The organism is Nonomuraea wenchangensis, from assembly GCF_900111685.1.
GTDB lineage: Bacteria > Actinomycetota > Actinomycetes > Streptosporangiales > Streptosporangiaceae > Nonomuraea > Nonomuraea wenchangensis.
This window is the reverse complement of sequence record NZ_FOHX01000001.1, coordinates 320,070-340,314: the sequence shown is the minus strand read 5'-3', so window position 1 is coordinate 340,314 and position 20,245 is coordinate 320,070. Positions and strand designations below refer to the sequence as shown.

Genomic DNA, 20,245 nt, shown 5'->3' with positions numbered 1-20,245 from the left:
TGACTGCCAAGTGGTCTGTACCAATTAAGGTAGGACTCGTGACTCGTCGCGCGAAAATCGTCTGCACCCTAGGTCCGGCCACCTCCTCCGAGGAGCGTCTCCGTGAGCTCATCACCGCGGGGATGGACGTGGCCCGGTTCAACCTCAGCCACGGAAACCACGATCTGCACCGGGAGGTCTACGACCGGGTGAGGCGGGTGGCGGCCGACCTCGGCCGCGGCGTAGGCGTGCTCGCCGACCTGCAGGGTCCCAAGATCCGCGTCGGCACGTTCGAGGAGGGCCCGGTCCGGCTGGGCTTCGGTGACGTCTTCGCCATCACCACCGAGGACGTCCCCGGCGACCGCGAGCAGGTCTCCACCAGCTACAAGGGGCTGCCGAAGGACGTGCGGCCCGGTGACACGATCCTCGTCGACGACGGCCGGCTCGTGCTGGAGGCGACCCGGGTCGACGGCGACCGCATCATCACCCGCGTCGTCATCGGCGGCATGATCTCCGACAACAAGGGCCTCAACCTGCCCGGCGTCAACGTCAGCGCGCCCGCGCTCACCGACAAGGACGAATCCGACCTGCGCTGGGCGCTGCGCACCGGCTTCGACATGATCGCCCTGTCGTTCGTGCGCCGCCCGTCCGACGCCGACGTGGTGCGCAACATCATGGAGCAGGAGGCCGTGCGCCTGCCGCTGCTCGCCAAGATCGAGAAGCCCCAGGCCGTCGACCGGCTGCCCGAGATCGTCGAGGCGTTCGACGGCATCATGGTCGCCCGCGGCGACCTCGGCGTGGAGCTGCCGCTGGAGCAGGTGCCGATCGTGCAGCGGCGCATCATCGAGCTGTGCCGCGAGAAGGCCCGCCCGGTCATCGTCGCCACGCAGATGCTCGACTCCATGATGAACGCGCCCCGCCCCACCCGGGCCGAGGCCTCCGACGTCGCCTACGCCGTCATGGACGGCGCCGACGCGGTCATGCTGTCCGGCGAGACCTCGGTCGGCAACTACCCGATCGAGTCGGTCTCCACGATGGACCGCATCGCCTGCGCCGCCGAGAAGTCGTCCCTGCACGCCACCCACACACTGGAGCGCATGCCCGAGACCACGGGCGGTGCCATAGCGCGGGCCGCGGCCGAGGTCGGCGCGATCGTGGGCGCCAAGGCGCTGGTGGCGTTCACCATGTCCGGTGAGACGGCGCGGCGGCTGGCCCGCTACCGCTCGCCGATCCCGCTGCTCGCCTTCACCTCGTCGCCGCACGTGCGCGGCCAGCTCTCGCTGACCTGGGGGGTGGAGACCTTCCAGGTGCCGTTCGTGCACCACACCGACGACATGGTGCGGCAGGTCGAGGCGTCGCTGCTGTCGCTGGGGCGGCTGGAGAAGGGCGACAAGGTGGTCATCGTGGCCGGATCGCCTCCCGGCACCCCCGGCTCCACCAACGCCCTGCGCGTCCACACCATCGGCTCGGCCGTCTCGCACGCCAACTGACGCACCTGACGGCTCCGCCCCGGCCCCTTCACAGCGGGAGCCGGGGCGCCGGGCCGCTCAGTTGGCGTGCAGGGCGGCGTTGAGCTCGATGCCGGTGCCCGTGCGCGGCACCGCCTCGACCGCGCCCGTACGCGAGTTGCGGCGCAGCAGGATGCCGTCGGCGCCCGACAGCTCGGCCGCCTTGACGACCTTCCCGTCCGGGAGGGCGACCTTGGTGCCCGCCGTGACGTAGAGGCCGGCCTCGACCACGCAGTCGTCGCCGAGCGAGATGCCGATGCCGGCGTTGGCGCCCAGCAGGCAGCGCTCGCCGACGGAGATGACGTGCTTGCCGCCGCCCGACAGCGTGCCCATGATCGAGGCGCCGCCGCCGACGTCGGAGCCGTCGCCGACGACCACGCCGGCCGAGATGCGGCCCTCGACCATCGACGAGCCCAGGGTGCCGGCGTTGTAGTTGACGAAGCCCTCGTGCATGACCGTGGTGCCGCTCGCCAGATGGGCGCCGAGGCGGACGCGGTCGGCGTCGGCGACGCGCACCCCGGACGGCAGCACGTAGTCGACCATGCGCGGGAACTTGTCCACCCCGTACACCGTGACCGGGCCACGGGCGTGCAGCCGCAGCCGCAGCCTGGTCTGCTCGAAGTCCGGCACCGGGCACGGGCCGTGACTGGTCCACACGACGTTGGCCAGCAGGCCGAAGACGCCGTCCAGGTTGGCTCCGTGCGGCTGGATCAGCCGGCAGGACAGCAGGTGCAGGCGCAGGTAGACGTCGTGGGCGTCGACCGGGGCCTCGGAGAGCTTGGGGATGCCGGTGCGCACCGCCACCACCTCCACGCCGCGCGCCGGGTCGGGGCCCGTCAGCGAGGAAAGTTCGCCGGCCTCGTCGTCGGACAGCCGCTCGGTGCCCGAGAACGGCGCCTCGCCCAGCGCGGGGGAGGGGAACCAGGTGTCGAGTACGGTGCCGTCGTCGGCGATGGTCGCGAGGCCGACGCCGTGGGCGCCGGTCGAGGTGGGATCGATAGCAGTCACGGGCCAAAAATACCCGTTGGGGAGGACGCGGGACGGAACCGGCTCAGGCGAGCGCCCCCAGGTCGGCCGAGAGCCAGCGCTCCGGCCGCATCCTGAACGTCACCAGCGCGTGCAGGTCGGAGCCGTGCACGTAGCCCGTCAAGGCGTCGGGCGGCAGGTAGCGGGCCGAGATGCGGGTCAGGTCCTCCAGCGTGGACGGGCTGGACAGCACGATCGGGCCCTCGACGGAGACGTAGCGGTAGGTGGGGCTGCCGCGCTGCACCAGGAGGGAGAAGCGGCCCGCCTTCGCGATGAGCTTGGCCTTGACCGACTCGCCGTCGGTCAGGAAGCGGACGTCGCCGCCGGGGACGTAGTCGTACCAGACGGGCACCGTCAGCGGGCCCCGGCCCTCGCCCGCCTCGACGGCCAGGCTCGCGATGTGCGCCTCCGCCAGGAACTCCTCCCGTGCCGCCACGCTCAACGACATGTCGCCCACCCCCGTGCCGATCGTTCGTGCAACGGCTATTCCCGCCGTACGCCGCCGCGAATCAGGGGCAGGCGTGGAATCAGGGGCAGGCGTGGTGCCCTGGTGAGGGGCTGGCCCGGGGAGGGTGCCGGAAGCGGGATTCGAACCCGCACGCCCTTTCGAGCAGACGCTTTTGAGGCGTCCATGTCTGCCATTCCATCATTCCGGCCGAAATATCCGGACTTGTCCGGATCGACGGTACATCCTACCGCCACAAGTTGATCAGCAGCAGGGGTGCCAGCGTGGATCTAATCTACCGGACGTCGGTACTCTTCTGCTCGTGAGTACGCAGCGGCGAGTAGTGATCGCGGAAGACGAGGCCCTGATCCGCCTTGACCTCAAGGAGATGCTCCAGGAGGACGGCTACATCGTCGTGGGCGAGGCCGGCGACGGCGAGCAGGCGATCCGGCTGGCCGCCGAGCTGAAACCCGATCTGGTGATCCTCGACGTCAAGATGCCGGTGCTCGACGGCATCTCCGCGGCCGAGCGCATCGTCTCCGAGCGCATCGCGCCGTGCCTGATCCTGACCGCCTTCTCCCAGCGCGACCTGGTCGAGCGTGCCCGCGACGCCGGCGCGATGGCCTATCTGGTCAAGCCCTTCACCAAGGCCGACCTGGTGCCGGCCATCGAGATGGCGGTCAGCCGGCACGAGGAGATGGTGGCGCTGAGCGCCGAGGTCTCCAGCCTGTCCGAGCGCCTGGAGACGAGGAAGCTGGTGGAGCGGGCCAAGGGCCAGCTCATGGCGCAGCACGGCTGGACCGAGCCGCAGGCGTTCCGCTGGATCCAGAAGGCGTCCATGGACCGGCGGCTGAGCATGCGCGAGGTCGCCCAGATCGTCATCGACGACGCCGCCGACAAGCGCTGAGCCGCGGGAGCGCGCGAGTCACACCTGACAGCAGTCGAAAAGGGACTTCCCATTTCCGGCCGTCCCTGCCTTCCGCATGGAGCGCGGAGGGCGGCGCCGCGGACGCCTGACGCGCGGCCGCGCCGGCCGATTCTCGTTACGCCGACGTTTCGGACATCACAACTCTGCATAAAAGCCGCGTGAAAACTGCGCGAAGCGCCCAATCCGGGCATGCTGAGCTTGCAAAACGTCAACGGGGGAGCATCCCCGCCGGGCGCCTACAGGGAGTACCTTTTACATGATCCGCATTGCTCCAGCAGGTCGCGTCCTCGCCGTCGCCGCCGCGGCGAGCCTGGCCCTGACGGCCTGCGGCGGCAGTGGCGACGACACCGCCGCGCCGCAGCAGACCGCGTCCTCGGCCGCGCCGGCCTCCTCGGCGCCGGCCGCCACCCAGGGCGACGGCACGCTGACGCTCGGCACCGTGCTGCCGCAGACCGGTTCGCTCGCCTTCCTCGGCCCGCCCGAGTTCGCCGCGGTGGACCTGGCCGTCAAGGAGATCAACGAGGCCGGTGGCGTGCTCGGCAAGCCGGTGAAGGCGATCCACACCGACTCCGGCGACACCACCACGAACATCGCCTCGCAGTCGGTGGACAAGCTGCTGGGCCAGAAGGCCGACGCCATCATCGGCGCCGCGTCGTCCTCGGTGTCGGAGTCGATCATCGACAAGATCACCGGCGCGGGCGTGGTGCAGTTCTCGCCCGCCAACACCTCCGACAAGTTCACCACGGTCAACGACCAGGGCCTTTACTTCCGTACCGCGCCCCCGGACAAGCTCCAGGGCCGCGTGCTCGGCGACCTCGTCGTGGCCGACGGCAACGACTCCGTAGGCATCCTCGCCATGCAGGACTCCTACGGCTCGGGCCTCGCCGACCAGATCGCGAAGACCGCCGAGGAGGGCGGCGCGACGGTCGTCGAGCGGGTGGACTACGACCCGAAGGCCGCCGAGTTCTCGGCCGACGTGACCAAGATCAAGGCCAAGAACCCCAAGGCCGTCGTGCTGATCGGCTTCGAGGAGACCTCCAAGGTCATCCAGGAGCTCGTCAAGCAGGGCCTGACGGCGGACAAGGTGAAGTGGTACATGGTGGACGGCAACATGTCGAACACCAACTACCTGAAGATGCCCAAGGGCACCCTCAAGGGCGTCAAGGGCACCATCCCCGGCGCCGAGGCCCCCGACGCGTTCCGCGAGCGGCTCCTCACGGTCGACAAGGAGCTTGAGGACTACACCTACGCCGCGGAGTCGTACGACGCCGCCGTCCTCATCGCCCTGGCCGCCGAGGCCGCCCAGGACGACAGCGGCCGCTCCATCGCCGCCAAGCTGGCCGAGGTCAGCAAGGGCGGCGAGAAGTGCAAGAGCTTCAAGGAGTGCGCCGACCTGCTGAAGGCCGGCAAGGACATCGACTACGAGGGCCTCAGCGGCCCGATCGAGTTCGACGACAACGGCGACCCGGCCGTGGCCACCATCGGCGTCTACCAGTACGGCGACGACAACAAGTACCCGGGCAAGGCCGAGGAGTACCGCACCGGCAACATCGCCGGCTGACGGCTACGAGCCGCCGCCCAGGCCGCACGTCTCGCGCGCCCACCGCGTGAGACGCTCCTGCAGCGGCTCGGGCGGCACCACGATGATCACGCGGGCCTCGTCACCGTCCAGCGAGGCCCGCACGGGGAACAGGAACGCCTTCTTGGCCTCGGCGAAGGCGTGCGGGTCGCAGCGGCCCGGCGAGAGGGCCACGCGCACCTCCAGCCGTGACGCGCCAGGCTCCAGCGTTCCCAGCGGCCGGTGCTCCGGTGTGACGATGTAGTGGGTCGTGCCGCCCATGTCGGTCAGTGTCACCTTCCCCGCGCCGCGCCGCGTGACCACGATGCTGCCGCGCATGGTCCCGTCCGACTCCGTCCACTCCGGGCCGAACGCGAGCTCCGCGACCTGCTTGATCAGGAACTCCGAGCACTCGTCGCGCAGCAGCCTGGCCAGCAGCGGGTCCGGGTGCGGCAGCGGGAAGACGACCGTGCGCAGCGGGCCGCCGCCGGCGCTGAGCCGCGCCACGACGGTCGCCGGCCGCACCTGGGGGAGCCCCTGGGGCGAGCAGTTGGCGGCGCCGTACGGGGCGGGCAGGTCCGTCCGGTCCGTACGGCCGAGCGTGGTGTCGGCCCTGGCCGGCGCCAGCGTCCTGAACGACGGCGTGACGAGCTGCACGTCGGCGAAGTGGACGGGCGTGTCCGTGGTGTTACGGACGGCGATCTGCAGCCGGTGCGCGGGCTCGTCGGAGCGCCACTGGGCCAGCGACACCGACACCCCCGGAGGAGGCGTGGTGTCTGGTCGCGCCGGGGAGCCGCAGGCGGTGAGGGAGGCCGCCAGAGCGAGGGACAGCGTAATGCGCTTCACCTGCCGCACCTTAAGCACGCCTGACCAGCTCCGTAAGTTGAGGACTGATTACGACTCCGCATCCAAGTGCCGACAGTTGTTGAGCGCATCTGGTTCCGGCATGCAGCGGTTTTGTACGTTTCCAACATTCGATCGGGAACGCTCGGCCTGCTGACGAATCCCGGCCTGGAAATGAAGGAGACACTTCATGATCCGCATTGCTCCCGTGGGGCGGGCGCTGGCTGTCCTGGCTGCCACCAGCCTGACCCTGACAGCCTGCGGCGGTGGCGGCGGCGACACCGCCTCGGAGACCTCACCGTCTTCGGCCGCTCCCGCAGCCTCGTCATCGGCCCCCGCCGCGACGAAGGGCGACGGCACGCTGACGATCGGGACCCTGCTGCCCCAGACCGGGAACCTCGCGTTCCTCGGCCCGCCCGAGTTCGCGGGCGTCGATCTCGCCATCAAGGAGATCAACGAGGCAGGCGGCGTGCTGGGCAAGCCGGTCGCCAAGATCGACACCGACTCTGGCGACACGACGACCAACATCGCCTCGCAGTCGGTGGACAAGCTGCTGGCGCAGAAGGCCGACGCCATCATCGGCGCCGCGTCGTCCTCGGTGTCGGAGTCGGTGGTCGACAAGATCACGGGTGCCGGCGTGGTGCAGTTCTCGCCCGCCAACACCTCCGACAAGTTCACCACGCTCAACGACCAGGGCCTGTACTTCCGCACCGCGCCCCCGGACAAGCTCCAGGGCCGCGTGCTCGGTGACCTGATCGTGGCCGACGGCAGCGACACGGTCGCCATCTTCGCCATGCAGGACTCCTACGGCACGGGTCTGGCCGACCAGGTCCAGAAGACCGTCACCGACGGCGGCGCCGAAGTGGTCGAGCGGGTGGACTACGACCCCAAGGCCGCCGACTTCTCGGCCGAGGTCACCAAGATCAAGTCCAAGAGCCCCAAGGCGATCGTCCTGATCGGCTTCGAGGAGACCTCCAAGGTCATCCAGGAGCTCGTCAAGCAGGGCCTGCCGGCCAGCAAGCACAAGTGGTACATGGTGGACGGCAACACCTCGAACACCAACTACCTGAAGATGCCCAAGGGCACCCTCAAGGGTGTCAAGGGCACCATCCCCGGCGCGGCCGCTCCGGAGGAGTTCCAGAAGAAGCTGCTCGAGGTCGACAAGGAGCTCGAGGACTTCAGCTACGCCCCCGAGTCCTACGACGCGGCGAACCTGATCGCGCTGGCCGCCGAGGCCGCCAAGAGCGACGCGGGCGCGGACATCGCCGCCAAGCTGGCCGAGGTCAGCAAGGGCGGCGAGAAGTGCAAGAGCTTCAAGGAGTGCGTCGACCTGCTCAAGGCCGGCAAGGACATCGACTACGACGGCGTCAGCGGCCCGGTCGAGTTCAACGACGCCGGTGACCCGGCCGTCGCCACGATCGGCATCTACGAGTACGGCGACGACAACAAGTACGGCAGCAAGGCGATCGAGTACCGCACCGGCAACATCGCCGGCTGATCACCAGCGCTGAGACGAAGGGCCCGGCCGCCACGGCCGGGCCCTTCCGCGTCCCCGGAGACGCCCTCAGCGGGCGTCACCGGCAGCCGGCGACGATCCGGTCGGCCGCCGTCCGGTACTGCCTCAGCAGCGTCACCTGCCGCTCCCGGGGCACGTCGTTCCTGGCGAGCCCGGCGGTGGCCGACTCCAGGGCCGCCACGTCGCCCTTGAGCGAGGCGGGCAGCCGGGCGCCGAACTGCAGGGTGATGCCGCGGGCCTCGGCCAGGCGGCCGATCACGGCGTCCTCGAAGCGCTGCCGGTCCTCCTGGCCCTTCGGCTCCAGCAGCAGGTCGACGTACCCGATGGCGGAGACCACCCGGGCACAGGGGCTGTCGGTGGGGTCGCCGCCGGTGCTGTATCTCGGCGCCGAGGAGGCGTCGTCCTGGCAGCCCAGGAGCAGGACGGGCAGCATGAGCGCGACTGTCGCTAAGCGTTTCACACCGCTCATTAAAAAACGGCTGGGGGGCTCCGCGGGAGCCCCCCAGCCGTTCCGGGACGAATTACGCCTTGGCGAGCGTGCCGAGGTACAGCTCGATCACCTTCGGGTCGTTCGCGAGCTCCCTGCCAGTGCCGCTGTAGGCGTTGCGGCCCTGGTCCAGGACGTAGCCGCGGTGGCAGATCTGCAGGCAGCGGCGGGCGTTCTGCTCGACCATGATGACGGTGACGCCGGCCTTGTTGATCTGCTGGGCCTGGATGAAGACCAGGTCCTGCAGCTTGGGCGACAGACCGGCCGACGGCTCGTCCAGCAGCAGCACCGACGGCTCGGTCATCAGGGCCCGCGCCATCGCCACCATCTGCCGCTCACCGCCGGACAGCGAGCCGGCGCGCTGCTTGCGCCGCTCCTTCAGCGCGGGGAACAGCTCGGCCACGAACTCGAAGCGCTCCTTGAACTTCCCCGGCACCTGGAAGGCGCCCATCTCCAGGTTCTCCTCGATGGTGAGGCTGGGGAAGACGTTGTTGGTCTGCGGGACGTAGCCGACGCCGCGCGAGACCAGCGCGTGCGCCTTCATGTTCGTGATGTTCTCGCCCTTCAGCAGCACCGTGCCGCTGCGGATGTTGACCAGCCCGAACATGGCCTTGAGCAGCGTCGACTTGCCGGCGCCGTTGGGGCCGATGATGCCGATGAGCTCGCCCTCGGCCACGTAGAGGTCGGCGCCGTTGAGGATGTTGACGCCCGGCAGGTAGCCGGCGATCAGCTCGTCGCAGCGCAGGAGGGCGTTCTCGGCGCCCTCCAGGTGCGCGGCGCGGTCGGTGATCGCCGCCTTGGACTCGGCCGGCTCCGGGACGGCGTTCACTTCTGCGTCTCCTCTTCGATCTCGGCCTCCAGCTCGGCCTCGGCATCGTGGAGCTGGGCCTGGAGCTCGGTGTCCGACAGCGGGGCGTCGTGGTGCGCGCCGAGGTAGGCGTCGATCACGCGCTCGTCCGACATGATCGTCGAGGGCGGGCCCTCGGCGATCACCGCGCCCTGAGCCATGACGATCACCCAGTCGCTGATGTCGCGGACCATGTCCATGTCGTGCTCGACGAACAGCACCGTCATGCCCTGCTCGCGCAGGTCCTTGACGTGGCCGAGCAGCGACTGCGTCAGCGCCGGGTTCACGCCCGCCATGGGCTCGTCCAGCATGACCAGCTCGGGGCCCACCATGAGCGCCCTCGCCATCTCCAGCAGCTTGCGCTGGCCGCCGGAGAGCGAGCCGGCGAAGTCGTCGCGCTTGGCGTCGAGCTTGAACCGGACCAGCAGCTCCTCGGCCCGTTCGGTGATCTCCTGCTCCTGGGAGCGCCAGAAGCCGGGCACGAGGGCCCGCCAGAAGCTCTCGCCCTTCTGCTGCTGGGCGCCGAGGCGCATGTTCTCCATGACGGTCAGCCGGGAGAGCGCCTTGGTGAGCTGGAAGGTGCGCACCATGCCGGCGCGGGCCACCTTGTGGGCGGGCACGCCGCTCATCGCGCGGCCGTTGAACGTCCAGGTGCCGGCGTCGGCGGTGTCGAACCCGGTGAGCTGGTTGAAGAAAGTGGTCTTGCCCGCGCCGTTGGGGCCGATCAGCGCGGTGATGGCGCCGCGCTGGACCTCCACGTGCTCGACGTCGACCGCGGTGAGGCCGCCGAAGCGGCGCACGACCTTGTCCACGACGAGGATGGGGTCGGGCTTGGCCACGCCCGGCTCGCGGGCCATGTCCTTGAACGCCTCCAGGGCCGCGGCCTTGCGGGTGGCGGTCACCGCGGCGTCCTTCGACTCGTCACTCGACTCGCCGGTCGTCTCATCCATCGTGTCATCGCGCATCGATGGCGATCTCCCTCTTGTCACCGAAGATGCCCTGCGGCCGGACGATCAGCAACAGGATGAATCCAAGACCGACCAGGGCATAGCGGATGGGGCCTACCTGGATGCTGGTCATGAACGGGATGTAGCCGTTGGCGACCAGCTCGGCGAGCAGGTTGCCGATGAAGACGAACAGCACCCAGAAGATCATCGCGCCGACGACCGGGCCGAAGACGCGGGCGGCGCCGCCGAGGATGACGATCGTGTAGGCGAAGAACGTCATCTCGGTGCCGAAGACGTCGGGCTGAACGGCGCCGTTGTAGAGGCCGTAGAAGAAGCCGCCGAAGCAACCGACGACGCCGCCGAGCACCAGCGACTGCATCTTGTACGCGAAGACGTTCTTGCCGAGCGCGCGCACGGCGTCCTCGTCCTCGCGGATGGCCTTGAGCACGCGGCCCCACGGGCTCTTCATGAGCAGGTAGACCAGGCCGCAGGCGAGCAGCACGACGATCCAGCCGACCGTCAGCAGCCACAGCGTGCGCTCGTCGAAGACGATCGGGCCGATGCCGTAGCGGCCCTCGGGGTAGGGGTTCATGGCGTAGAAGTCGCCGTTGAAGCCGCGCCTGCCGTCCGAGCCGCCGAAGACCCCCTTGAACTGCACCGACCTGAAGATCAGCCGGATGATCTCGGCCGCGGCGATGGTGACGATCGCCAGGTAGTCGGCGCGCAGCTGCAGGGTCGGGATGCCCATGAGGAGCGCCAGGAGCACCGCGGCTCCGAGGCCGACGAAGATGCCGACCCAGAAGGGCAGGTTGAGCACGGTGACGGTGACGGCCAGGCCGTAGCCGGCCACGGCCATGAACGCCGCCTGGCCGAAGTTGAGCAGGCCGGTGTAGCCGAAGTGGATGTTGACGCCGATCGCGGCCAGACCGTAGACGACGGTCTCCCAGCCGATGGCGGCGTGGACGGTGGTGGTGAAAATCGTGAGCCAGTCCATGTCTTACCCCCGTCACCCGATCCGCTCGCGTCGGCCGAGGATGCCCTGCGGCCGGAAGAGAAGCACGACGATGAGCACCACCAGCGCGCCGACGGACTTCAGCTCCGGCGGCACCCACAGCGTGGACACCTGGATGAACACACCGACCACGATCGAGCCGACCAGCGCGCCGAAGGCGGTGCCGAGCCCGCCGAGCGTGACGCCGGCGAAGATGAGGAGCAGGATGTCCTGGCCCATGGTGAACTTCAGCGACTGCGACAGGCCGAGCATGACGCCGGCCAGCGCGGCGATGGCGCCGCCGCCGGTCCAGATGATGCGGATCACGCGGTCGACGTTGATGCCCGAGGAGGCGGCGAGCGCCGGGTTGTCGGACACGGCGCGGGCGGCCTTGCCGGTGCGGGTCTTCATCAGGGCCAGGCCCACGACGACGAGCACCGCGAGCTCGATGCCCATGGCCCACAGGTTCTTGGGGGCGGCGCTGATGGGGCCGAGCTGGAGACCGGCCTGGGTGTTGTAGTCGGTGAAGGTCTCCGTCTGCGGCCCGAAGAAGAACTGGATGAGGTTGCGCAGCAGGATCGCGACACCGATCGAGATGATCATCATGGCGATGGTGCCGGTGCCGCGTTTGCGGAGCTGTCCCCAGAAGAAGCGGTCCTGTCCGTAGCCCAGGGCGCCCGCCACCACGACGGCCAGGATCGCCGCCGGGATGAGCTGGATGCTGAACCCGACGTTGAACGCGTACGCCAGGACCGCGCCTAGGGTGACCAGCTCACCGTGGGCGAAGTTGGTCAGGCCGGTCGTCCCGTAGATGAGGGAGAGGCCGAGCGCGCCCAGGGCGATGATGAGACCGAGGTTGAGTCCCTCGAACGCGAGCTGCGCGGCCTGGGCCCAGAAGGAGCTCTCGCCGGTGGCCTCCTGGTCGGCGCCGGCGGCGGCGCCCTTGGCCTCCAGCGCGAACAGCACGGTGGAGCAGTTGCCCTCGTACACGGTCGGCGTGCGGACGTTGTTGCCGCCGCGGACCTGGGAGTTCTGAGGAAGCGAGCCGGGGTCCAGGGTGACCTTGTACTTGCCCGGTTTGTCGACCTGGACGTCCCAAATGCCTTGGGCGTTCGAGGTGACCTCCTGGACGGGTTGACCGCCCTCGGTGGTCACCGAGATTTTGGCGCCGTTCACTGGCTGGCCTTGAAGTTTGAGTGTTCCCTTCAGCCCCTGGCAGTCGGCGGGGCCCGCGTGCGCGGGTCCGGCCAGCAGGAAGATGAGTCCACCCAGGAAGGCCGTGAACGCGATCACGGCTCTGCGCAATGGTGCTCCCTCAAGTAGGTCAAGGCGGGGTGGTGCCCCTCCATCTCGACACGCTGCATCGCAGGCACAACTGGGATGCAATGGCGGGAGCCTATTGCCGTGACGCCCGTTTCAGTATCGTTCGTCACCAATTAGTGACAACACGGTGTCACTCATGTGAGGAATCAAGTTGGCAGGTCAGGGGCTAAATAGGGGAAGACACCTGGCGGCCGGAAGGAACGGAACGATAACGAAATCGCGGTAAGTATGGACGAGCCCGCGGGGGCGGCCTTTGGGGCCGTGCAGGGCATCGCCGGCCGTACACGTTATCTACCGGGCCTCCCCGCGGGCTCGCGTTCGGACCACCGTAGCGACCCGCGGGGGCGATGCGCAAAGAATCGGGCGAAGTGACCGCTGCGCAAATTTACGGCAAAAGCCTCAACGGTCGCGCAGCATGCAGGTGAGGCGGGAGGTGCACACCCGCCGGCCCTCCTCGTCGGTGATCTCGATGTCGTACGTCGCCAGCGTCCGCCCCGCGTGCAACCGCGTCGCCACGCCCGTGACGTGCCCCGAGCGGGCCGAACGGTGGTGCGTGGCGTTGATCTCGACGCCCACCGCGATGCGCTCCGGCCCGGCGTGGATCGCCGCGGCCACGGAGCCGAGGGTCTCGGCCAGCACCACGGAGGCGCCGCCGTGCAGCAGCCCGTACGGCTGCGTGTTGCCCTCCACCGGCATCCGGCCCACCACCCGGTCCGGGCCCGCCTCAAGGAACTCGATGCCCATGCGGCTCGCCAGCGTCCCGTCGTGCATGCCGCTCAGCAGCGGGAGATCAAGCGGGTTGGTCTGCGTCAAGGGGACGCCTCCACTCTTCCGAGCTCAGGTTTTCTGTCGCAGGGGCAGACTAGGCTGCGTACGTGCCGAAGAGTGAAGTGACCCCCAGCCGTCCGTGCCTGCTGCTGCTTGACGGGCATTCCCTGGCTTATCGCGCCTTCTACGCGCTCAAGGACGCCAACCTCATGACCTCCGACGGTCAGCACACCGAGGCGGTCTACGGGTTCACCTCGATGCTGACCAACGTCCTGCGCGACGAGCAGCCGAGCCACGTCGCCGTGGCCTTCGACCGGTCCGAGCCCACGTTCCGGCACGAGGAATACGCCGACTACAAGGCCAACAGGAGCGAGACGCCGGAGGACTTCCGCGGCCAGATGCAGCTCATCTTCGAGCTGCTCGACACGCTGCGCATCCCGCGCCTGTCCAAGGCGGGCTTCGAGGCCGACGACATCATCGCCACGCTCGCCACCCGCGCGGCCGAGGAGGGGCTGAGCGTCCTCATCGTCACCGGCGACCGCGACGCGCTGCAGCTCGTCAACGAGCACGTCACCGTCCTGATGACCCGGCGCGGCATCAGCGACATGACCCGGTTCACGCCCGAGGCCGTCGAGGAGAAATACGGCCTCACCCCGGCCCAATACCCCGACTTCGCGGCGCTGCGCGGCGACCCCAGCGACAACCTCCTGAGCATCCCCGGCGTGGGCGAGAAGACCGCGGCCAAGTGGGTGCGCGAGTTCGGCACGCTGACCGCGCTCGTCGACCGGGTCGACGAGGTCAAGGGCAAGGTCGGCGACAAGCTGCGCGACCACGTCGCCCAGGTGCTGATGAACCGCCGGCTCACCCAGCTGCTGCGCGACGTCCCGGTCGAGGCCGAGCTCGGCGAGCTCAAGCAGGGCGCGTGGGAGCGCGAGGAGGTCAACAAGCTCTTCGACACCCTGCAGATCCGCGGCGAGCTGCGCGAGCGGGTGTTCAAGGTGCTCGGCACCGGCGAGCAGGAGCCCGACCAGGGCTTCGAGGTCGAGACCGTGATCCTCGGCCCCGACCGGGTGGCCGGCTGGCTGGCCGCCATGCCGGAGGGCCGGGCCGGGCTCGCCTTCAAGGGCGCCTACGGCAGCGGCACCGGCCGCATCGACGCCATCGCCGTGGCCTCGCCCGACGGCACGGCCGCCCACATCGACCCGGTCAAGCTCACCGAGGCCGACGAGGCGGCCCTGCGGGCCTGGCTGGCCGACGAGGGGCGGCCCAAGGCCGTCCACGACGCCAAGGGCCCGCTGCTGGCCCTGTGGGCGCAGGGCATGGACCTGCGCGGCCTGAGCTGCGACACCGCGCTGGCCGCCTACCTCGCGATGCCCGGCCAGCGCACCTTCGCCCTGGAGGACCTCGCCCGCCGCTACCTCAACCGCGACCTGCGCGCCGAGGCGGAGTCCGACGGGCAGGCCGCGCTCTTCGGTGACGACGAGGACGCCCCCGCCAAGGACCTCGCGCTGCGCGCCCACGTCGTGCGCGAGCTCGCCGAGGCGCTGGAGCGTTTCCTGACCGGGCGCGGCGGCACCCAGCTCCTCGACGACGTCGAGCTGCCGCTGCTCACCGTGCTGGCCGAGATGGAGCGCGCAGGCATCGCGGTCGACAGCGCCTACTTCACCGGGCTGGAGGCCGAGTTCGGCTCGGCCGTCAAGCACGCCGTGGAGGAGGCGCACCGCTCCGTGGGCGAGCAGTTCAACCTGGGCTCGCCCAAGCAGCTCCAGGAGATCCTGTTCGTCCGGCTCAACCTGCCCAAGACGAAGAAGATCAAGACCGGCTACAGCACCGACGCCGACCAGCTCGCCTGGCTCGCCACGCAGACCGAGCACGAGCTGCCGACGATCATGCTGCGCCACCGCGACCAGCAGAAGCTGCGCACCACGGTCGAGGGGCTGATCAAGGAGATCGCCGACGACGGGCGCATCCACACGACGTTCAACCAGATCATCGCCGCGACCGGCCGGCTCTCCTCCGAGAAGCCCAACCTCCAGAACATCCCGATCCGCACCGCCGAGGGTCGGCGCATCCGGCAGGGCTTCACCGTCGGCGAGGGCTACGAGACGCTGCTCACGGCCGACTACAGCCAGATCGAGCTGCGCATCATGGCCCACCTGTCGGGCGACGAGTCGCTGATCGCCGCGTTCGAGTCCGGTCACGACTTCCACAAGGCCACCGCGGCCCGGGTCTTCGACCTGCCGCCCGAGCAGATCGACGGCGAGCTGCGGGCGCGCATCAAGGCCATGAACTACGGCCTCGCCTACGGATTGTCCGACTTCGGGCTGTCCGGGCAGCTCAACATCCCGGTGGCCGAGGCGCGGGCGCTGAAGGAGGAATACTTCCAGGAGTTCGGCGGCGTGCGCGACTTCCTGCAGGCCATCGTGGCCCAGGCGCGCGCCGACGGCTACACCGAGACGATCATGGGCCGCCGCCGCTACCTCCCCGACCTCACCAGCGACAACCGGCAGCGGCGCGAGATGGCCGAGCGGATGGCGCTCAACGCGCCGATCCAGGGCTCGGCGGCCGACATCATCAAGGTCGCCATGCTCCACGTGCACCAGGCCATCCGGGAGGAGGGGCTGGCCTCGCGGATGTTGCTGCAGGTCCACGACGAGCTCGTGTTCGAGGTGGCGCCGGGCGAGCTGGAGGCGCTCCGGCAGCTCGTGTGCGACCAGATGAACGCCGCCTACCACCTGCGGGTGCCGCTGGAGGTCTCGGTGGGCGTCGGCCGCACCTGGGAGGACGCCGGCCACTGACCCTCCCGGGCCCCCGGCGGCGCCACGTCCGGCAGTGACCCTGGCGGGGCGCTGGTCGGGGGCCTGGGAGGGGGGCATGTCGCCCGGGGTCCCCGGTTTCCGTACAGATCTGGACTAGGGTGGAGTGTCGGCTTCCCCTAGCGGCACGGGAGTTCTGTGCGGTTACCAGCGTCCTCCACGAAGATCATCGGCCTCGCGAACGTCGTCGTGGTCACCGTGGCGGTCATCGGGCTCAGTCTCATGCCGGCGCAGGGGCTCCCGCACGCCGGCCCGGCCTCCGCCGGGAAGGTCGAGGAGAGCCCGCCGTCCACGGCGCCGGCCGAGACTCCGGCGACCCCGCCCGGGCAGCCGCCCGGTGTGGTGTCCACGCCCGAGTTCGCCCGGCAGGTGCGCGCCAACGAGGCGGGGCTGGTGCCGGTCCTCATGTACCACCGCATCCTGCGCAAGCGGCTCGCCTCCATCGACCGCACCCCCGACCAGCTCAGGAAGGAGCTGGAACGGCTGGCCCGCGAGGGCTACGTGCCGATCACCGCGGCCGAGTTCGCCACCGGGGACATCCACGTGCCCGCGGGCCACTACCCGGTCGTGCTCACCTTCGACGACGGGCATTCGAGCCACTTCGCGCTGGACGCGAGCGGCAACCCCGCTCCCGGCACGGCGGTGGCGATCATCCAGGAGGTGGCCGCCCGTTACCCGTCGTTCCGGCCGACCGCCACGTTCTGGGTCAACCACGAGCCGTTCGGCCTGCGCGACCAGGCCGCGCAGGCGGACGCCCTGCGCTGGCTGACCGAGCGCGGCTACGAGGTGGCCAACCACACCTGGAGCCACCCCAACCTGCGGGCGCTGCGCAAGCGCAAGGTCCGCGAGCAGATCGGCAAGATCGAGCGGATGCTGAAGAAGCTCGGCGCGCCGCCGTCCCGGACCATGGCGTTGCCGTACGGGTCGATGCCGCACGGCAAGAAGGTCGCCAGGACCGGATCATGGGACGGGCACCGTTATGATTTCGCCGGCGTGTTCCTCGCCGGGGCCGAGCCTTCGGTTTCGCCCTACGCGAAAAATTTCGACCGGGGTGCGATCCAGCGGATCCAGAGCAACGGCAAAAAGGGCGAGTGCCGCAAATGGTGCTCCCAGTACTGGCTGGAGTGGCTGGGCAAGCATCCCGGCAAGCGCTACGTCTCCGACGGGGACCCGGAGCGGATCTCCATCCCCAGGGCGGCGAGGGGTAATATCATCCCCAAGCGAGGGCTCCAGGTCGTCGTGTACTGACCTCGCCCTGGATTGACCCCGTGGCCTTGGTCTCATATGCTGATCGCTGCGCTGTGGGCTCGCGCGCGCCTCAGACGGAGCGGGCTCGCGCTCGGTCACGTCGATGTCGTAATTCCTCGGCTTGATGCGGAAGAGGGCCTGCCGCGCGTCCGCCACATCGACATCCTGTCCGCGTTCGGAGCAATTCCACACATGACGTCCAGCACTGAGGCCACCTCGAGCACCCCGCAGGTAGCGGTCAACGACATCGGGTCCGAGGAAGCCTTCCTCGCCGCGATCGACGAGACCATCAAGTACTTCAACGACGGCGACATCGTCGAGGGCACCGTCGTCAAGGTCGATCGAGACGAGGTCCTTCTCGATATCGGCTACAAGACCGAGGGTGTCATCCCCTCGCGCGAGCTTTCGATCAAGCACGATGTCGACCCTGCTGACGTCGTGGAGGTCGGCGAACACGTCGAGGCCCTGGTTCTCCAGAAGGAGGACAAGGAGGGCCGCCTGATCCTGTCCAAGAAGCGCGCCCAGTACGAGCGCGCCTGGGGCACGATCGAGAAGATCAAGGACGAGGACGGCATCGTCACCGGCACCGTCATCGAGGTCGTCAAGGGTGGTCTCATCCTCGACATCGGCCTCCGTGGCTTCCTCCCGGCGTCCCTGGTCGAGATGCGACGGGTCCGCGACCTGCAGCCGTACGTCGGCCGCGAGCTCGAGGCCAAGATCATAGAGCTCGACAAGAACCGCAACAACGTGGTCCTGTCGCGCCGCGCCTGGCTTGAGCAGACGCAGTCGGAGGTCCGCCAGACCTTCCTCAACACCCTGCAGAAGGGTCAGGTCCGCAAGGGCGTCGTCTCCTCGATCGTCAACTTCGGCGCGTTCGTGGACCTCGGCGGCGTCGACGGCCTGGTCCACGTGTCCGAGCTGTCCTGGAAGCACATCGACCACCCCTCCGAGGTCGTCGAGGTCGGCCAGGAGGTCACGGTCGAGGTCCTCGACGTCGACATGGAGCGCGAGCGCGTCTCCCTGTCGCTCAAGGCCACCCAGGAAGACCCGTGGCAGCAGTTCGCCCGCACCCACCAGATCGGCCAGGTCGTGCCGGGCCGCGTCACCAAGCTGGTGCCGTTCGGCGCGTTCGTCCGGGTCGAGGAGGGCATCGAGGGCCTGGTCCACATCTCCGAGCTGGCCGAGCGCCACGTGGAGATCCCGGAGCAGGTCGTCCAGGTCGGCGACGAGATCTTCGTGAAGATCATCGACATCGACCTCGACCGTCGCCGCATCAGCCTCTCGCTGAAGCAGGCCAACGAGGGCGTGGGCGCCGAGGTCGAGTTCGACCCGACGCTCTACGGCATGGCCGCGACGTACGACGACCAGGGCAACTACATCTACCCCGAGGGCTTCGACCCGGAGACGGGCGAGTGGCTCGAAGGCTTCGACAAGCAGCGTGAGGAGTGGGAGCGGCAGTACGCCGAGGCCCAGCAGCGCTTCGAGGCCCACCGCAAGCAGATCGAGGAGGCCCGCAAGGCCGAGGCCGAGGCCGGCGAGGGCGCTCCGACGTCCTACGGCGGCGAGACCCAGGCTCAGCAGAGCTCCTCGTCCGCTCCGGCTGCCGGCGCGCTCGCCTCGGACGAGGCGCTCGCGGCCCTGCGCGAGAAGCTCGCGGGCGGCCAGAGCTGAGGCTCTGCCACCAGGAGTAGCCAGGAGTAGGCGGTAACGGAAAGCCCCGCACGGGTTCGTGCGGGGCTTTTCGCGTGCTCGGACACCGATCTTCCCCACGGCGCCGATCTTCTCGGCGTCCCGGGACATTGCGGAACGGTACTTGCCGCATGTCCTCCTACTGTTCGTTCCATGACCGAAACGATCACGCCGTTCCGTATCGACATTCCCCAGGCCGACCTCGACGACCTGCGCGAGCGGCTGCGGCGCACCCGCTGGGCCCGACAGCTTCCCGGCGGTTGGGACCGCGGGGTGCCCGTCGCCCACCTGCGGGAGCTGGCCGAATACTGGGCCGAGACCTTCGACTGGCGGGCCCAGGAGGCCAGGCTCAACGCCTTCCCGCAGTTCACGACCGACATCGACGGGCAGCGCGTGCACTTCCTGCACGTACGCTCGCCGGAGCCGCACGCGCTGCCGCTGATCGTCACGCACAGCTGGCCGAGCACGGTCGCCGAGCTGCTCGACGTGCTCGGCCCGCTCACCGACCCGCGTGCCCACGGGCTCGACCCCGCCCTCGCCTTCCACGTCGTCGCGCCGTCCCTGCCCGGCTTCGCCTTCTCGCCGTTCCCCGAGCCCGCCGACGAGCGGCCGTGGAGCGTCGACCGGGTCGCACGTACGTGGGCCGAGCTGATGCGCCGCCTCGGCCACGACCGCTACGGAGCCCACGGCAACGACGCCGGTGCGCTGGTCACGGCGCGGCTCGCCGCCCTCGACCCCGAGCACGTGACCGGGGCGGTCATCACCTCCGGCCTCGGCATCCCGACCGGTGACCCCGCCGAGCTGGAAGGGGCGAGCGCGGAGGAGCTGGGCTGGCTGAAGACGCTGGGGGAGCGGATGGCCGGCGGCAGCGGGTACGGCCCCTACCTGGCGAGCCGCCCCCAGACGCTCGCCCACGGGTTCGCCGACTCGCCGGTGGCGCAGCTGGCGTACCTGGTGGAGCGGTTCAAGGAGTTCGACGGCTGGCCCGAGCGCAACGGCCCCGTCGCCGAGCCGATCGGCCGTGACCTGCTGCTGACCACCGCCAGCCTGTACTGGTTCACCGGCACCGGCGGCTCGTCCTCCTGGACGTACTACGAGGGCGCCGCCGGCATGCCCGTCGACCAGCGGGAGGTGCCGACCGGGGCCACGCACGGCGGACCTGACCTGCTGCGCCGTATCGCCGAGCGCGGCAACGACGTCGTGTACTGGGGCGACGGGGAGAGCCCCAGCCACATGGTGGCCATGGCCGCGCCCGCGACGGTCGTGACCGGGATCCGGGAGTTCTTCCAGGTCCTCCTCCGGCCGTGAGTGCCCGGCCGGTAGGGT

17 protein-coding genes and 1 tRNA gene are annotated in these 20,245 nt (G+C 69.5%); 8 read left to right on the top strand and 10 right to left on the bottom strand.

Annotation, left to right across the window (positions count from 1 at the left end; all coding sequences use genetic code 11):
- The first annotated feature begins 38 nt into the window (after positions 1 to 38).
- Positions 39 to 1,469 carry a pyruvate kinase gene (gene pyk, locus BMW85_RS01675; protein ID WP_091075921.1) on the top strand — a complete coding sequence of 477 codons (1,431 nt, stop codon included), beginning with the start codon at positions 39 to 41 and terminating at the stop codon, positions 1,467 to 1,469.
- A 57-nt stretch (positions 1,470 to 1,526) separates the two neighbouring features.
- On the opposite strand, the gene dapD is transcribed toward pyk, so the two are convergent.
- The 3 genes from dapD to BMW85_RS01660 form a co-directional block, all read right to left on the bottom strand.
- Positions 1,527 to 2,495: a 2,3,4,5-tetrahydropyridine-2,6-dicarboxylate N-succinyltransferase gene (gene dapD / locus BMW85_RS01670; protein ID WP_091075918.1), complete on the bottom strand. Its 969-nt coding sequence runs from the start codon at positions 2,493 to 2,495 to the stop codon at positions 1,527 to 1,529.
- A gap of 43 nt (positions 2,496 to 2,538) precedes the next feature.
- On the bottom strand, positions 2,539 to 2,961 hold the full coding sequence (locus BMW85_RS01665) for a pyridoxamine 5'-phosphate oxidase family protein (RefSeq protein WP_091077111.1): 423 nt from the start codon (positions 2,959 to 2,961) through the stop codon (positions 2,539 to 2,541).
- Positions 2,962 to 3,086: 125 nt separating this feature from the next.
- Positions 3,087 to 3,169: transfer RNA gene (locus BMW85_RS01660), tRNA-Leu, on the bottom strand.
- Between the two features lie 111 nt (positions 3,170 to 3,280).
- Between BMW85_RS01660 and BMW85_RS01655 the strand changes: the two genes are divergently transcribed.
- On the top strand, positions 3,281 to 3,865 hold the full coding sequence (locus tag BMW85_RS01655; RefSeq protein ID WP_177240451.1) for an ANTAR domain-containing response regulator: 585 nt from the start codon (positions 3,281 to 3,283) through the stop codon (positions 3,863 to 3,865).
- A 277-nt stretch (positions 3,866 to 4,142) separates the two neighbouring features.
- Positions 4,143 to 5,447 (top strand): ABC transporter substrate-binding protein, encoded by a 1,305-nt coding sequence (locus BMW85_RS01650; RefSeq protein WP_091075914.1) that lies wholly within the window; start codon positions 4,143 to 4,145, stop codon positions 5,445 to 5,447.
- A gap of 3 nt (positions 5,448 to 5,450) precedes the next feature.
- Here the strand turns inward: BMW85_RS01650 and BMW85_RS01645 are convergent, their stop codons facing one another.
- The gene (locus BMW85_RS01645) at positions 5,451 to 6,290 is read right to left on the bottom strand and encodes a putative periplasmic lipoprotein (protein ID WP_143082063.1); all 840 of its coding nucleotides are present in this window, start codon (positions 6,288 to 6,290) and stop codon (positions 5,451 to 5,453) included.
- A gap of 187 nt (positions 6,291 to 6,477) precedes the next feature.
- Here BMW85_RS01645 and BMW85_RS01640 point away from each other — a divergent pair, with 187 nt between their 5' ends.
- Positions 6,478 to 7,785 carry an ABC transporter substrate-binding protein gene (locus BMW85_RS01640; protein ID WP_091075909.1) on the top strand — a complete coding sequence of 436 codons (1,308 nt, stop codon included), beginning with the start codon at positions 6,478 to 6,480 and terminating at the stop codon, positions 7,783 to 7,785.
- Between the two features lie 76 nt (positions 7,786 to 7,861).
- Here the strand turns inward: BMW85_RS01640 and BMW85_RS01635 are convergent, their stop codons facing one another.
- The 6 genes from BMW85_RS01635 to BMW85_RS01610 form a co-directional block, all read right to left on the bottom strand.
- Complete coding sequence (locus BMW85_RS01635) at positions 7,862 to 8,236, bottom strand: hypothetical protein (RefSeq protein WP_091075907.1); 375 nt, start codon at positions 8,234 to 8,236, stop codon at positions 7,862 to 7,864.
- Positions 8,237 to 8,324: 88 nt separating this feature from the next.
- Positions 8,325 to 9,119: an ABC transporter ATP-binding protein gene (locus tag BMW85_RS01630; protein ID WP_091075904.1), complete on the bottom strand. Its 795-nt coding sequence runs from the start codon at positions 9,117 to 9,119 to the stop codon at positions 8,325 to 8,327.
- On the bottom strand, positions 9,116 to 10,102 hold the full coding sequence (locus tag BMW85_RS01625) for an ABC transporter ATP-binding protein (RefSeq protein WP_091075901.1): 987 nt from the start codon (positions 10,100 to 10,102) through the stop codon (positions 9,116 to 9,118). The genes BMW85_RS01630 and BMW85_RS01625 overlap by 4 nt, the downstream gene beginning before the upstream one ends.
- Positions 10,092 to 11,078 (bottom strand): branched-chain amino acid ABC transporter permease, encoded by a 987-nt coding sequence (locus tag BMW85_RS01620; protein ID WP_091075899.1) that lies wholly within the window; start codon positions 11,076 to 11,078, stop codon positions 10,092 to 10,094. Before BMW85_RS01620 ends, BMW85_RS01625 begins: the two co-directional genes overlap by 11 nt.
- A 12-nt stretch (positions 11,079 to 11,090) precedes the next feature.
- Positions 11,091 to 12,380 (bottom strand): branched-chain amino acid ABC transporter permease, encoded by a 1,290-nt coding sequence (locus BMW85_RS01615; protein WP_245774550.1) that lies wholly within the window; start codon positions 12,378 to 12,380, stop codon positions 11,091 to 11,093.
- A 417-nt stretch (positions 12,381 to 12,797) separates the two neighbouring features.
- Positions 12,798 to 13,169 carry a PaaI family thioesterase gene (locus BMW85_RS01610; RefSeq protein WP_091077106.1) on the bottom strand — a complete coding sequence of 124 codons (372 nt, stop codon included), beginning with the start codon at positions 13,167 to 13,169 and terminating at the stop codon, positions 12,798 to 12,800.
- A gap of 104 nt (positions 13,170 to 13,273) precedes the next feature.
- Here BMW85_RS01610 and polA point away from each other — a divergent pair, with 104 nt between their 5' ends.
- The 4 genes from polA (at position 13,274) to BMW85_RS01590 (ending at position 20,227) form a co-directional block, all read left to right on the top strand.
- The gene (polA, locus tag BMW85_RS01605; protein WP_091075896.1) at positions 13,274 to 15,964 is read left to right on the top strand and encodes a DNA polymerase I; all 2,691 of its coding nucleotides are present in this window, start codon (positions 13,274 to 13,276) and stop codon (positions 15,962 to 15,964) included.
- 156 nt (positions 15,965 to 16,120) lie between these two features.
- Entirely contained in the window at positions 16,121 to 17,230 is a 1,110-nt protein-coding gene (locus tag BMW85_RS01600; protein ID WP_091075894.1) for a polysaccharide deacetylase family protein, read from the top strand.
- Between the two features lie 192 nt (positions 17,231 to 17,422).
- On the top strand, positions 17,423 to 18,901 hold the full coding sequence (gene rpsA, locus BMW85_RS01595) for a 30S ribosomal protein S1 (RefSeq protein ID WP_091075891.1): 1,479 nt from the start codon (positions 17,423 to 17,425) through the stop codon (positions 18,899 to 18,901).
- A gap of 171 nt (positions 18,902 to 19,072) precedes the next feature.
- On the top strand, positions 19,073 to 20,227 hold the full coding sequence (locus BMW85_RS01590; RefSeq protein WP_091075888.1) for an epoxide hydrolase family protein: 1,155 nt from the start codon (positions 19,073 to 19,075) through the stop codon (positions 20,225 to 20,227).
- Positions 20,228 to 20,245 lie beyond the last annotated feature (18 nt).